Raw genomic sequence first — 14,383 nt, forward strand, 5'->3', positions numbered from 1 at the left:
CTTATTACTTTGAACTTTTAACTCAAATAGAAATGTATCCAGAATATTTAGTTGCCCCAATGAGAACCGACTTAACAAGTGTTGGTTTTGAAGAATTAAAAAACGCTGAAGAAGTGAAAAATGCTATTGAAGCAGAAGGAACAACGTTTGTAGTGGTAAATTCTGTTTGTGGTTGTGCAGCAGCAAATGCTCGTCCGGCTGCAAAATTAGCAGCTACTACAGGTAAAAAACCTGATAGATTAGTGACTGTTTTTGCAGGAATGGAAAAAGATGCGGTTGATGCAGCTCGTAACCATATGTTGCCTTATCCTCCATCATCTCCATCAATGGCTTTATTTAAAGATGGTAAATTGGTACATATTATAGAACGTCACCAAATTGAAGGCAGACCAGCGCAAATGATTGCCGATAACTTAATGGGTGCTTTTGAACAATATTGCTAATCAATAATTTTGATTAGACACAAAAAAAGCCAATCTGAACCCTCAGATTGGCTTTTTTTGTTGGAGATACTTTATCCTTTATCTAACACAAAGCAAAATTTAGAGCCTTTGCCTAATTCACTTTCGGTCCATATTTTGCCGCCGTTTAATTCAATAAATTCTTTACTAAGCATTAAACCTAATCCAGTTCCTTTTTCTTTAGAAGTGCCTAAAGTGCTTTTGCTATCCGTATTAAATATTTGATTGATTTGTTCTTTTGTCATTCCTATGCCGGTATCGGCTACGCAAAATTTTTGTTGATTTTGACCGTAATCTGAACAGGAGATTTTTATCGAACCGTTTTCTGGAGTGAATTTAATGGCGTTTGATAAAAGGTTTCTAATCACAAAATCAAAATGATTGACATCGGCTTTTATAGGAACATTGCACTGGTCAGAAATTTCTATAGAAATTTGTTTTGCCAGAAATTGATCTTTAAGAAAGGCTATGTTTTTTTGAACTTCAACTCCGGCTTCAAAAACGGCAGTAGTTATTTTAGTTCCTTTTATTTGAGAGTGCCCCCACATTAATAAATTATCTAAAGTTTCTAAAGCAGATTGAGATTGAGTAATTACTTTACCAATAAATAATTCTTCTTCTTCTTTGTTTAAATCGCCATCTTTTAAAAGATTTAAAAATCCTAAGGTACTGTTATAGGCACTTCTAAGATCATGCCCTATAATAGAAAAAAGCTTGTTTTTAATTTCGTTGCTATCTATTAACAAGGTTCTTTGTAAAGAAATTTCATGATGTAGTTTCTTTATCCTAAAATAATAAAATGCAAAAACCGACATGGAAAGAAAGCCCAATACAGTTAGTAAAATCATTAATTCTCTCTGATCAATTGCTTCTTGATTCAACTGATCTAATAGTTTTACCTGTTCTTGTGCTTTTTTTAAATCGTAGGTAGATTGTAAATCAGCTATTTCTTTATCTCTTTGTGCGTTTTTTAGCTTGTTTTCTTCTGCAAAAAACTCTTCATTATACTTTAATGCATTTTTATAATCATTTAATGATTTGTAGTTATGAGTAATCAGATCTAAAGTTTCGGTGACTAAATCTTGGAAAGATGCTTTTTTTGCTGATACTAAAGTTTTTAATGCGATATCATTACTGGCTTCAAATTTATTTTGATCAGTGTAAAGCAATGCAATGTTTAATTGATTTCTAATACGTTCGTTTGGTAAATTGCCTTTTTCTGCTTCTTCTGCAGATTTTTGAAGGTATTCTAAAGCCTTTTCATATTGGCCTTTTTCTTTGTAAACCAAACCAATATTCATTAAGCAATTTACTTTGCTTGATATAAAACTTAAGCCTCCTTTTTCGGCAATATCATACCCAGCCTGAAACATTTTTAAAGCATTATCAAAATCACCTTGCATGGCATAAAGAATTGCTTTATTGTTTAAAATGTCAATCTGATAGGCTTTATCTTTTAACTTTTTATTTATTTGTTCTGCTTTATCATTATGCGAGAAAGCCAACTTAAGGTCTCCATTTAATCTGGATATTACGCCTAGTTTTATATAACTAGATGTTTGCCCATCATTATCTTTTAAGTCTTCAAAAATCTTCAAAGACATTAAAACATTTTTCATAGCTAATTCATAATCACCTCTTTTGCCATAAACTACCCCCAAGTTATTAAGGATATTAGCCTTAAGGGATTTATTTTTTTTCTGATCTACGGTTTTTAAGGCTGCTAACAAATAGGTTTCAGCTTTTGAAAGTTCACCATGATTAACCGAATACTTTCCGGCGTTAAAATTTACGAGTGTTTCTCCTTGGTTATAATTGTTTTGTTTGGTATAAGTGAGTGCTTTGTTAAAGTAATTGGCAATGGAATCTGTTTGATTGGGATTAAAACTTTTGATAATTTTTAAATAGGCATCAACTACTAATGAATCGTTTGTAGCTTTCTTAATAATGTCTCTTTCTATTCTAAAATTTGGTTGTTGAAATAAAAGAATAGGAGCTATTAAAAGTGCAAATAAAAAATTAAGCATTAATTTTTCTGTTTAATATGGGTTGAATAAGTTTCTTCTGATATCAGTTTTCAAAATTAAAATTGAAAATTAGCTTTAATAAAAGCCACACCTAATATTACAAAAAATAAGTTTAGCTAAAATATTTTTTTAGTTTTTAAGAAAACGTTTTTTTTTATTGCTAAAAATAGCGTTTTTGTTCTTTTAAATTTTTTAAGTACTGATAATAATTAAGCTTAAAACATAATTTTATTTCAAAACGTTACTTTTGTAAAATACAGTCCCAATAGTTAAACAATAAATTAGATCAAATAAATTTATTCTATGTTAAAATTTAAAAACTCAACATTATGTTTTGCAGCATTAATGTTGGCATCTTCTTATTTATTCTCACAAGAAAAAGCTTCAATTCTTGATAAAAACTTAGTTCAGGTTTACAGAGCAAGCACTACTAAAATCAACGATTTAGTACATACAAAATTAGATGTAAAGTTTGATTACGCTAAAACCTATTTGTATGGAAAAGCTTGGATAACCTTAAAACCTCATTTTTATCCAACAGACTCCTTAACCTTAGATGCAAAAGGAATGGATATCAACACGGTAGCTTTGTTTGATGGAGTGAAGAATATCCCATTAAAGTTTATCTACGATAGTTTGTTCCTAAAAATTAATTTAGGGAAAACCTACAAAGCTGATAACAAGTACACTGTTTATATAGGCTATACTTCAAAACCAAATGAGTTTAAATCTAAAGGAAGTGCGGCAATTACAGATGCCAAAGGATTGTATTTTATTAATCCAGATAGCAGTGTAAAAGGAAAACCCGTTCAAATTTGGACACAAGGAGAAACTGAAGGGTCTTCAGTTTGGTTTCCAACCATAGATCGTCCAAATCAAAAAACCACACAAGAAATCACCATGACGGTGCCCGCCAAATACGTTACCCTTTCTAATGGCGCATTAATTAGCCAAAGGAAAAATAACGATGGTACCAGAAGCGATACCTGGAAAATGGATAAACCTCATGCGCCTTATTTATTTATGATGGCTGTTGGAAATTTTAAAATCTATCGTGATAAATGGAAAAATACGCCAGTAGATTATTATTTAGAGCCTGCTTTTGCACCTTATGCAAAAGATGTTTTTGGTAAAACACCAGCTATGATGGATTTTTTCTCTAAAAAGTTAGGAGTAGATTACCCTTGGAATAAATATGCGCAAATAGTAGTAAGAGATTTTGTAAGTGGCGCTATGGAAAACACAACCGCCACCTTACACGGAGATTATGTGCAGCAAACTTCTCGTCAGCTTTTAGATGGCAGCGGAGATGGCGAACCCACCATTGCTCATGAATTGTTTCATCAATGGTTTGGAGATTATGTTACTACAGAAAGCTGGAGCAATTTATCGGTAAACGAATCTTTTGCTGATTTTAGCGAAACCCTTTGGATAGAACATGCTTACGGAAAGGACGCCGGTGATGCGCATAATAACGATGCAATGAACGCTTATTTGGCAGATCCTACTTCAAAAGCTAAAAACCTTATTCGTTTCAATTATAAAGATAAGGAAGACATGTTTGATGTAGTTACCTATCAAAAAGGAGGAAGAATATTAAACATGCTGAGAAATTATTTAGGAGAAGATGCTTTCTTTAAAGGTCTTAATCTTTACCTAAAAACTTATGCGTTAAGCAATGGGGAAGCTCATCAATTAAGATTAGCTTTTGAGCAAGTGAGCGGAAAAGATTTAAACTGGTTTTTTAATCAGTGGTATTTTGGAGCCGGCAACCCAGAGTTAAATATAGATTATAAATGGGATCAAGCATCTAAAACACAAACCATTTACTTCAATCAAACTCAAAAGGATGACGCTTTTAAACTTCCAATTAAAATAGAGATTTATGTTAACGGTAAAAAAGAAACACGCAACTATTGGATGACCTCTAAAACCGATTCTGTAAGTTATTCTGTAGCTTCTAAGCCAAACTTGGTTAATGTAGATGCAGATAAAATTTTGTTGATCAAGAAAACAGATAACAAGTCTTTAGAAGAATTTGCATTTCAATATAAAAATGCGCCTTTATTTTTAGATAGGTTAGAAGCAATAGAAGCAGCCGCAAAAAGTAAAGAAATTAGCGCCCAACAAATTATAATTGCAGCTTTACAAGACCAATATTTTGAGCTTCGCATTAAGGCTATTAACGAGCTTAAATTAGATGATGAAGCTATAGTTAAACAAGCACTCCCAATTATTTTGAATCTCGCCAAAACAGATCCAAAAACATTGGTAAAAGCAGCCGCTTTAGATGCTTTAGCATCTTTAAAAGATCAAACCTATTTGCCTTTGTTTAAAGATGCCGTTAAAAATCAATCTTATGCGGTTGCAGGTGCTGCATTAGGTGGTGTTGCAGCTTTAGACGATACTGAGGGTATGAAAATCGCTAAATCTTTAGAGAAAGAAAGCGAAGGTCCATTAGCATTAGCCATTATCAATCTTTACACTACAAACGGCACCGATGCTGATTTTCCTTACGTTTCTAAAGCCTTTGGAGAATTAACAGTAGGAGAGAAGTTCCAAATCATACCTGGTTTCGCCTCCATGTTGTTTAAAGTAAACCAAACTTCTTATTTAATAGACGGAGTAAATCAGCTTAAACAATTAGGGGTTCAGTACAAAACTTACGGCGTAGATAAATATGTAACTGTAATGCTTAATAATTTATTGGGGAATAAAAAAGGTCAGTTAGAAAAAGCAGATTTAGCTACCAAATCAAATTTAGAAACACAAATAGCGTATATCCAAAAAACTATAGACGAATTAAAAAAGCTATAAGTTTATTTCAGTTTGTCACAAAAGCTCCTTTAAATTAAAGGGGCTTTTTTTGTTTTGGAAAAGCAATTGCAGTACATTTTAGTTAAGATAGTCCCGTTTTACGTTACAAGTCCGCCCAATACCTAGCCCAATACACTTCGGGCTTTTCTCTTCACCCGGGTTTATTTTACATAATACAGTGCAAATCAATCAGGTTCTTATAAAATTCATCTAAAATTAACCTCGTTTTAAAGAAAAAAAAGCGTTAAGACTTCCAATAAATTAGAAGATTCTTAAATAGTGTATTATTTACACACTAAAAATTTAAATTAGTGATGAAAAAGCTATTTTAATATAAAATTTTTATAAAAATTAAATATTATTTAGTAAAAACGCAAAGTATATCTATTTTTGTTGTGTAAATAATTTTTTAACAATTAAAAAAGAAAAATCATGAAAAAGTTAATCATATCATCACTATTTATTTTTTTAGCCACATCTGCTTCTATTAAAGCAAACACAAAAGTGGTTATTAAAGACAATGGCATTGAAAGTATAGCTTCAGATGTTTTAAGGCAATTTGGCTATTCATTTTACAGAGCCACAAACGTAAACTGGACAATCAATAATACTTATCAAAAAGCCACATTCTTATTAAATGGAAAAGTTACTTATGCTCTTTACGATTTAAATAACAGGTTTTTAGTAGCTACTCAATTAACAAATGTAAGCGAATTACCAGAGAGAGTAAAAGCTAGCTTAACATCAGAATATGCAGCTTATAAAGTAACCAATGTTTTAAAAGTGATAGAAAGACCGTCAGACTTTCAATATGATGATGATACCAATTCTTATTGGTTGGATCTTGTGAGTGAAAAGCAGCATCTTGTAGCAATAGCGGTAACCAACTCATCAATAAATATTGTAAAAAAAGAAAACGTACAATAAAAACTATAAAGCACAAATCAAATCTTAGAAAAGAGCCTCTTTCAGGCTCTTTTTTTATGCAGTAAAAATCCAAATCACCACTTAAGAGATAAGATATTTTCATTTTTAATAAGTAAATAATAACTTAGTCCCCTCGTAAAAAAAAAATATGAAAACATCTTTCGACTTTGATAAGCCCATTGCAGATTTACAGCATCAGGTAGAAAAAGTAAAGCAGATAGCAGAAAAAACAAAAGTTGATATGTCTGCCACTTTGAAAGAACTGGACGAAAAAATCGAAAAAGCAAAGCTAGATATCTACAGTAATCTTACTGGATGGCAACAAGTTCAAATCTCCAGACATCCAGAACGTCCTTACACTTTACAATATATAGAATCTATTTGTGATGATTTTATAGAAATGCATGGCGACAGAACTGTAAAAGATGACAAAGCAATTGTAGGTGGTTTTGGTTCAATTAATGGTCAAACTGTGATGTTTATTGGTCATCAAAAGGGAATTAATACCAAGATGCGCCAATACAGAAATTTTGGCATGGCTAATCCAGAAGGATACAGAAAAGCTTTACGCTTGATGAAATTGGCCGAAAAATTCAACAAACCAGTAGTTACTTTTATTGATACTCCAGGCGCTTTTCCAGGTTTAGAAGCCGAGGAAAGAGGTCAGGGCGAAGCCATTGCAAGAAATTTACTAGAGATGTCTGTACTTCGAGTTCCTATTATTTGTATGATAGTAGGAGAGGGAGCATCAGGTGGAGCTTTAGGAATTGGAATTGGCGATAGAGTTTATATGTTAGAGCATACTTGGTATTCTGTAATCTCTCCCGAATCTTGCTCTTCTATATTATGGAGAAGTTGGGATTTTAAAGAAAAAGCTGCTGAGTGTTTGAAATTAACGGCTGATGATATGTTAGCTAATAAGTTAATTGACGGCATTATTAAAGAGCCTATGGGTGGTGCACATCAAGATCCAGAAGCGATGAGTGCAACCATTAAAGAAAAAATCATTGCAGATTTAGCCGAATTAAGAAGCAAAAAAGTAGATACTTTAATTACTGAAAGAATTGATAAATTTTGCGCCATGGGCGTGGTAGTAGAAGAATAAGAATTTCTAAACATCATAAAAAGAGCCTTATCAATTTTACTTGATAAGGCTCTTTCTTTTTACAAGGTATTTTTTATTAACGGGTCATTCCAAACTGACTTTCATAAACTTTTAGCTTACTACTCACTTCTTTGTTAAGTGCAGTTTCGCCATATTTTTTGGTCATTTCATCAAACTGTGTTAACACAAAAAGATTTAATTGAATATCTCTACTTCCTAAGTTCTCTTTGTTCTGAATTAAACTTTGGTGGTAATCTAATTCTTCGCAAATTAAAGTAGTGCTTTGTTTTAAGAGGTCATTAGCCTCGTTTTTCATGCCTATTTGATACATAATACTAATCATCTCATATTTGCCTAAAGCAAAATTAGGGTCGTAAGTAGTTTTTACTGGTATCACATTTAAACACTGTTTCATTACCTTTCTTGCACTATCAACTTTGCCTTCAAAAATCAGATTTTTAGCTAATTCGTTGAATTTATTCACCGATAGAAAAACCATTTTTTGAGATTCGGGGTCTAAATATTTTGCAGTTTTAAGGTTGTCCCAATTAAATTTAGTCATTAAATTGGTGTACATCACATCAGTATTTACAGCTTCAGTTTCATTTATTGGGCTATCAGATGGTATTTTGTCTTTAATTTTAGGAATCAGTCTTAAAGCAAATCCTTCATTAAATAGATACTTGTCTAAGCCCATAAAATTGCTGTTAGGAACCGTAAACGCAAAATAAATAGGACGTTCCCAATTATTATGTAAAAGCATATCTAAAATAGCTAGTTGGCCTTTAGTTAAATAACCATTGCTAAAGCTCCATTCCATTTCTTTAACAATTTTGAAACCTTCTTCTTTGGTAATGGTATTGGTTTTTAATAGCTGAAAAGGATCAACAGTTAGCTTAAAGTTTTTGGTAGGCAAGAAGTTTTCTTTTTTACCACTTTGGTATTCTACTTTGGCTTCTGGATTATCAGAAGTAACAAACTCAAAAATATCTTTAAGATCTTGTGGGCCTGTTAAATTAAAATCTTGATAAAAGATCACATCTCTAACTCCACTTACATATTGCTCTGGCTTAAGCGACATGGGTAAAGGAGCCGAACCATTAAAAGGCCTTCTTAACTGGTTAATATACCAGTCAGTATCAAATAAACTTAAGTTTACAATTCTAACATCGGGTCTAAAATTTTCTACTTCCTGAACATACCATAATGGATAGGTGTCGTTATCTCCGTAAGTAAACAAAATTGCATTTGGAGCGCAACTATTTAAATAGTTTTTAGCAAAATCTCTGGCTGTAGTTTTCTCAGAACGATTATGATCATCCCATTCTTGACTAGCCATTAATATAGGTGCAGCAAATAAACAAATGGCTGTTGCGCCAATAGCAGCTGTTTTTGGAGTAATTACTTTTCTTAACCAATCCGTTACTGCAAAAACACCTAAGCCAATCCAAATGGCAAAAGCGTAAAAAGAGCCTACATACGCATAATCTCTTTCTCTGGGTTGACTAGGGGTTTGATTCAAGTAAATTACGATAGCTAATCCTGTAAAGAAAAAAAGTAACCCTACTATTCCAGCATCTTTCTGGCTATTTTTAAAGTGCCAAAATGCACCTAACAATCCAATAATTAAGGGCAAAAAGAAAAGTTGATTATTCGCTTTATTTTTGGTGATGCTTGATGGTAGTTTAGATTGATCACCTAATCTCCAGGCATCTAAAAATTTAATTCCACTTATCCAGTTTCCATCTGTGTAGTTTCCAATTCCCTGAGTATCATTTTGTTTGCCTGCAAAATTCCATAAGAAATAACGCATATACATAAAGCCAATTTGGTAAGTACCAAACCAGCCTAAGTTGGTGGCAAAAGTTGGACTCTCTTCCGGACCTAAATCCATCCAGTCTCTGTAAACTGCCGGATGATTAGAATCATCACTATACATTCTTGGAAAAAGTGTGTTTTTATCATATACATAAGATTGCTTTTGCCCAGCTATCTCATATTTTTGCTCTCCTTTTCTATAAATATTTCCATTTTGTTTAGACTCTACCGGTTTAGAATCAAAATTCTGACCATACAATAATGGTCTGTCGCCATATTGTTCTCTGTTTAAATAACTTAAAAAAGAAAATGCATCTGAAGGATCACTGTTGTTTAATGTTGGATTTGCTTTGGCTCTAATCACCACAAAGGCATAAGAACTATAACCAAATAAGATTAAAACAAAAGACAACATGGCTAAATTTAGAATAGGTTTTTTCTTTTTGATAGAATACATAATCAACCAAATGGTTGTGGCTGTTAACAATATGCCAAAGAAAATAACCCCGCTTCCAAATCCTAAACCAAAAGTGTTAACAAACAATAAATCAAAATTGGCGGCAATTTTAATCATGTATTGAATGATGCCGTATTGCACAAAACCTAAAATAAGGATACCAACAAAAAGGGCTATGAAAACGCCTCCTGTTGTTGTGGTTTTAGCTCTTCTAAAGTAGTAAACCACAGCCATTGCTGGGATTGCTAATAAGTTTAACAAATGGACGCCAATAGATAAACCCATTACATAAGCAATAAATAAAATCCATTTATCGGCTCTTGGTTCATCTGCATGAGCATCCCATTTTAAAATGGCCCAAAAAACTACCGCAGTAGATAAGGAAGACATGGCGTAAACTTCGGCCTCAACAGCAGAAAACCAAAATGAATCTGAAAAGGCATAAGCCAAGGCTCCAACTAATCCAGCTCCCATGATGCTGATCATTCTAAATTGATCAGGGGTTTCACCATATTTTAAAACTGCTTTTCTTCCTAAAGCGGTGATGGTCCAAAACAAAAACATAATAGTAGCAGCGCTAGAAAGTGCCGAACTCATGTTTACGCAATAAGCAACCATCTTAGGGTCATTAGCAAACAAACTAAAAACTTTGCCAACAATAAGAAATAATGGAGCACCCGGTTGGTGAACAATTTGAAGTTTATAAGCGGCAGAAATAAATTCACCACAATCCCAATAGCTGGCAGTAGGTTCTAATGTTAAAATATAAACTGTAGATGCAATTAGAAACGTTAGCCAGCCTAACAGGTTGTTAATTTTAGTATAGGTCATTTTTATTTTGATCTTTTAAACGCCGAAAATAACTATTTGAAATTAAAATCAAGCCAATTTAACATTTATTAACCCTAGTAGTAAATTCTAATAGTGTGGTTTGATCTTGATGATGAATAGTTTAGCACTTATAATTAACTCATATTGAGATTTTAAAGATAGATTTAGTATTTATTTGTAAAATAAATTTGCATCGTTTATTTAATGCCCTATATTTGCATTCCATTTCAGGAAAAGAATATTTTTTTTGAAATAAGATTGCCCGATAGTATAAAGGTAGTACAACGGTTTTTGGTACCGTTTGTCTAGGTTCGAATCCTGGTCGGGCAACTTCAAAAATTCGGATAGTAAATATACCATCCGAATTTTTTTTTAATTTTCTATTCGAATTCGAAAGATCATGCCATCAGCTTTTAATACAGTAAAACTTTTCTCTGGCTCAGGCACTACTGCCTTATCAGAAAGAATTTCAAAATCTTATGGTAAAGAATTAGGAAAAATCACCCTATCTCGTTTTTCTGATGGGGAGTTTCAACCTTCTTATGACGAGTCTATCCGTGGTTGCGATGTTTTTTTAATCCAATCCACCTGTCAACCCAACGATAATTTATTAGAGCTTTTGATGATGATTGACGCTGCTAAAAGAGCATCGGCACATTATATTACAGCTGTTATTCCTTATTTTGGTTTAGCCAGACAGGATAGAAAAGACAAACCAAGAGTAGCTATTGGAGCAAAATTAGTAGCTAACTTATTAGTAGCCGCCGGAATCCACCGTATTATGACTATGGATTTACATGCAGCACAAATCCAAGGTTTTTTTGATATACCGGTAGATCACTTAGATGCTTCAGTAATATTTGTTCCCTACATTAAAAGTTTAGGATTAGAGAATTTAACTATTGCATCACCAGATATGGGCGGTTCTTACCGAGCCAGAACTTTTGCAAAGTATTTTAATGCAGAGGTGGTTATTTGTGATAAAAGAAGAAAAAGAGCCAACGAAATAGAATCTATGTCTATTATTGGAGATGTAACAGGGCAAGATATTGTATTAATAGATGATATTATTGATACAGCGGGTACACTATCAAAAGCAGCCGGATTAATTATGGAAAAAGGGGCCAGAAGTGTGAGAGCAGTTTGTACCCACGCCGTATTATCAGGCAAAGCTTATGAAACCATTGAAAATTCGGCTTTAACAGAGTTAATTGTAACAGATACAATTCCTTTGAAACACGAGAGTCCAAAAATTAGGGTTTTATCAACTTCAGATCTTTTTGCAAAAGCAATTGCCAACGTAAATGAGCATGCTTCAATAAGTGATCTTTTTAAAATTTAATTAATTAAACAATACATATAATAATAAAAGCATGAAAACATTCGCTATTAGCGGTTCTCCTAGAGAGAACGTAGGGAAACGCGACGCAAAGGAATTGCGTTACGAAGGTAAAGTACCAGCTGTTTTATACGGTGGTAAAACGCAAACTCATTTTGCAATTGATGCTCCGGCATTAAAAGGTTTGGTTTACACAGATGAAGTAAACTTTGTAGAGTTGAGTATTGATGGCAAAAAATCTAAGGCCATTATGCAGGCTATCCAGTTTCACCCATTAACAGAAAAAATCTTACATATTGATTTTCTTCAATTATTTGATGATAAAGCTGTAACTATTGAGATTCCAGTGAAATTAACCGGAACTTCTCCAGGTGTTAAAGAAGGTGGTAAACTAGTTCAAAAATTACGTAAACTAAAGGTAAATGCATTACCTAAAGATATGCCACAGTTTGTAGAGGTTTCTTTAGAGCCTTTAGAAGTTGGTAAATCTGTTAGAGTACGTGATTTACAAGCTAAAGGTTATACTATCACTAACGTAGCAGAAGATACAGTTGTTTCTGTAATTATGTCTAGAGCATTAAAGCAAGCAGAGCAAGTAGCTGGTAAAAAGTAATTTTTACTGATCTTGACAAACCAAAAAAGGCTTCGAATTTTCGAAGCCTTTTTTGGTTAAATATGATTTTAAGAATGTTATTTATTCCGGCTCTACTGGTAAAGTAACTCCAGAAACAGCATTTTTAATTTTTAATTCTATTTCATCACTTAACTCTGGGTTATCTTTTAATAAGTTTTTTACCCCATCTCTTCCCTGACCTAGTTTGGTATCGCCATAGCTAAACCAAGAACCTGCTTTTTTAACAATTCCGTATTCTACCCCTAAATCTATAATTTCTCCAACTTTAGAAATTCCTTCCCCAAACATAATGTCAAATTCGGCAATTCTAAAAGGTGGTGCTACTTTGTTTTTAACGATTTTTACTTTTACACGGTTACCAGAAACCTCATCGCTATCCTTAATTTGTGCAATTCTTCTAATATCCAAACGAACAGATGCGTAAAATTTTAATGCATTACCACCGGTTGTAGTTTCGGGGTTACCAAACATTACACCAATTTTCTCTCTCAACTGATTGATGAAAATACAAGTACAATTGGTTTTGCTAATGGTACCAGTCAATTTTCTTAAGGCTTGAGACATTAAACGAGCTTGTAAACCCATTTTAGAATCTCCCATTTCACCTTCAATCTCACTTTTTGGAACTAAAGCTGCAACAGAGTCAATAACGATGACATCTATGGCTCCAGAACGGATTAAATTATCTGCAATTTCTAAAGCTTGTTCGCCATTATCAGGTTGAGAGATTAATAAGTTTTCAATATCAACACCTAATTTTTTAGCGTAAAACTGATCAAAAGCATGTTCTGCATCAATAAATGCTGCAATTCCACCTTTTTTCTGAGCTTCAGCAATAATGTGAGTAGCTAAAGTAGTTTTACCAGAAGATTCTGGGCCGTAAATTTCAACCACTCTTCCTCTTGGCACACCACCAATACCTAAAGCAATATCTAAACCCAAAGAACCGGTAGAGATAAACTCCATAGCTTCAACAGGGGCATCGCCTAGTTTCATTACAGCACCTTTACCATAAGATTTTTCTAATTTATCTAAGGTTAATTGAAGGGCTTTTAGTTTTTCGTTACTTACGCTCATGTATAATATTTTTAGTATTTGGCTTTAAAATCAATTTCGAACTGCAAAAATTGCTAATATTTTTGGCATTTTAAAATTTATTATTTTAAACTTAATTAAGATGATTCAATTTTCAAATTAATGTGAGTAAAAAGCCTATTTAACGGCTCTTTTGTTTAATTCTTTAGCAATTTTATCTTTCTTTAATTTTTGTGCTTTTTGCTTTTTTAGTTTGATTTGTGCTTTTTCTGCTCTTTTTAAAGCTGCTGGAGTGTTTTGCGCTTCATAATATTTGCAAAAATGACTAATTGGGCAAATCTCACATTTTGGACTTCGGGCTAAACAAATATAGCGACCATGTAATATGAGCCAATGGTGCGCAATATGAATTTTCTCTTCAGGAAGATATTTTACCAATTGCTTTTCTACGGCTAATGGGGTTTTTGCAGCAGTGGTTAAGCCTAATCTGTTAGAAACTCTAAACACATGCGTATCTACCGCCATGGTAGGGGCGTTGTATATCACAGATGCAATCACATTAGCCGTTTTTCTGCCTACACCAGGCATTTTTTGTAAATCGTTAATGTCTTCTGGTACTATGCCTTTAAATTCTTCCACCAAAATTTTTGCCATGCCTACTAAATGCTTGGCTTTATTATTAGGATAACTTACTGAACGTATATAAGTGAAAACTTCATCAGAGGTTGCCGCAGCTAATGATTCTGGTGTTGGAAAGCGTTCGAATAGTTTAGGGGTAATTTGATTGATGCGTTTATCAGTGCATTGAGCCGAAAGAATAACTGCAATTAATAATTCAAACGGATTGGTATAATGTAATTCGGTTTCTGCTATTGGTTGATGGGTTGAAAAATAATCAACAAAGGCTTTGTAACGATCTGTTTTTAACATGA

Annotated in this window: 10 protein-coding genes and 1 tRNA gene; 7 read left to right on the forward strand and 4 right to left on the reverse strand. The window is 33.1% G+C overall.

What is annotated here, in order from left to right; genetic code table 11:
• Positions 1–32: 32 nt before the first annotated feature.
• Entirely contained in the window at positions 33–443 is a 411-nt protein-coding gene (locus FA046_RS14315) for a BrxA/BrxB family bacilliredoxin (protein ID WP_136827262.1), read from the forward strand.
• Between the two features lie 71 nt (positions 444–514).
• On the opposite strand, the gene FA046_RS14320 is transcribed toward FA046_RS14315, so the two are convergent.
• On the reverse strand, positions 515–2,488 hold the full coding sequence (locus tag FA046_RS14320) for a tetratricopeptide repeat-containing sensor histidine kinase (RefSeq protein ID WP_136827221.1): 1,974 nt from the start codon (positions 2,486–2,488) through the stop codon (positions 515–517).
• A 303-nt stretch (positions 2,489–2,791) separates the two neighbouring features.
• Here FA046_RS14320 and FA046_RS14325 point away from each other — a divergent pair, with 303 nt between their 5' ends.
• The 3 genes from FA046_RS14325 (at position 2,792) to FA046_RS14335 (ending at position 7,337) form a co-directional block, all read left to right on the forward strand.
• The gene (locus tag FA046_RS14325; protein WP_136827222.1) at positions 2,792–5,305 is read left to right on the forward strand and encodes a M1 family metallopeptidase; all 2,514 of its coding nucleotides are present in this window, start codon (positions 2,792–2,794) and stop codon (positions 5,303–5,305) included.
• Between the two features lie 432 nt (positions 5,306–5,737).
• The gene (locus tag FA046_RS14330) at positions 5,738–6,232 is read left to right on the forward strand and encodes a hypothetical protein (RefSeq protein WP_136827223.1); all 495 of its coding nucleotides are present in this window, start codon (positions 5,738–5,740) and stop codon (positions 6,230–6,232) included.
• Positions 6,233–6,380: 148 nt separating this feature from the next.
• A complete protein-coding gene (locus FA046_RS14335; RefSeq protein ID WP_136827224.1) occupies positions 6,381–7,337 on the forward strand; it encodes an acetyl-CoA carboxylase carboxyltransferase subunit alpha in 957 nt (318 codons plus the stop codon).
• A gap of 76 nt (positions 7,338–7,413) precedes the next feature.
• Here the strand turns inward: FA046_RS14335 and FA046_RS14340 are convergent, their stop codons facing one another.
• Positions 7,414–10,443, reverse strand: a complete 3,030-nt coding sequence (locus FA046_RS14340; RefSeq protein WP_136827225.1) for a glycosyltransferase family 117 protein — start codon at positions 10,441–10,443, stop codon at positions 7,414–7,416.
• Positions 10,444–10,702: 259 nt separating this feature from the next.
• On the opposite strand from FA046_RS14340, the gene FA046_RS14345 reads away from it, so the two are divergent.
• The 3 genes from FA046_RS14345 to FA046_RS14355 all read left to right on the forward strand — a co-directional run bounded on the left by FA046_RS14345 (position 10,703) and on the right by FA046_RS14355 (position 12,395).
• A tRNA-Gln gene (locus tag FA046_RS14345) sits at positions 10,703–10,773 on the forward strand.
• Positions 10,774–10,843: 70 nt separating this feature from the next.
• The gene (locus FA046_RS14350; protein ID WP_136827226.1) at positions 10,844–11,785 is read left to right on the forward strand and encodes a ribose-phosphate pyrophosphokinase; all 942 of its coding nucleotides are present in this window, start codon (positions 10,844–10,846) and stop codon (positions 11,783–11,785) included.
• Positions 11,786–11,816: 31 nt separating this feature from the next.
• Positions 11,817–12,395: a 50S ribosomal protein L25/general stress protein Ctc gene (locus FA046_RS14355; RefSeq protein ID WP_136827227.1), complete on the forward strand. Its 579-nt coding sequence runs from the start codon at positions 11,817–11,819 to the stop codon at positions 12,393–12,395.
• An 81-nt stretch (positions 12,396–12,476) separates the two neighbouring features.
• Here FA046_RS14355 and recA read toward each other — a convergent pair whose 3' ends face one another.
• Positions 12,477–13,493 carry a recombinase RecA gene (recA, locus tag FA046_RS14360; protein WP_136827228.1) on the reverse strand — a complete coding sequence of 339 codons (1,017 nt, stop codon included), beginning with the start codon at positions 13,491–13,493 and terminating at the stop codon, positions 12,477–12,479.
• 135 nt (positions 13,494–13,628) lie between these two features.
• The gene (nth, locus tag FA046_RS14365; RefSeq protein WP_136827229.1) at positions 13,629–14,381 is read right to left on the reverse strand and encodes an endonuclease III; all 753 of its coding nucleotides are present in this window, start codon (positions 14,379–14,381) and stop codon (positions 13,629–13,631) included.
• Between the last annotated feature and the right edge of the window lie 2 nt (positions 14,382–14,383).

Source organism: Pedobacter cryophilus (genome assembly GCF_005116455.1).
GTDB lineage: Bacteria > Bacteroidota > Bacteroidia > Sphingobacteriales > Sphingobacteriaceae > Pseudopedobacter > Pseudopedobacter cryophilum.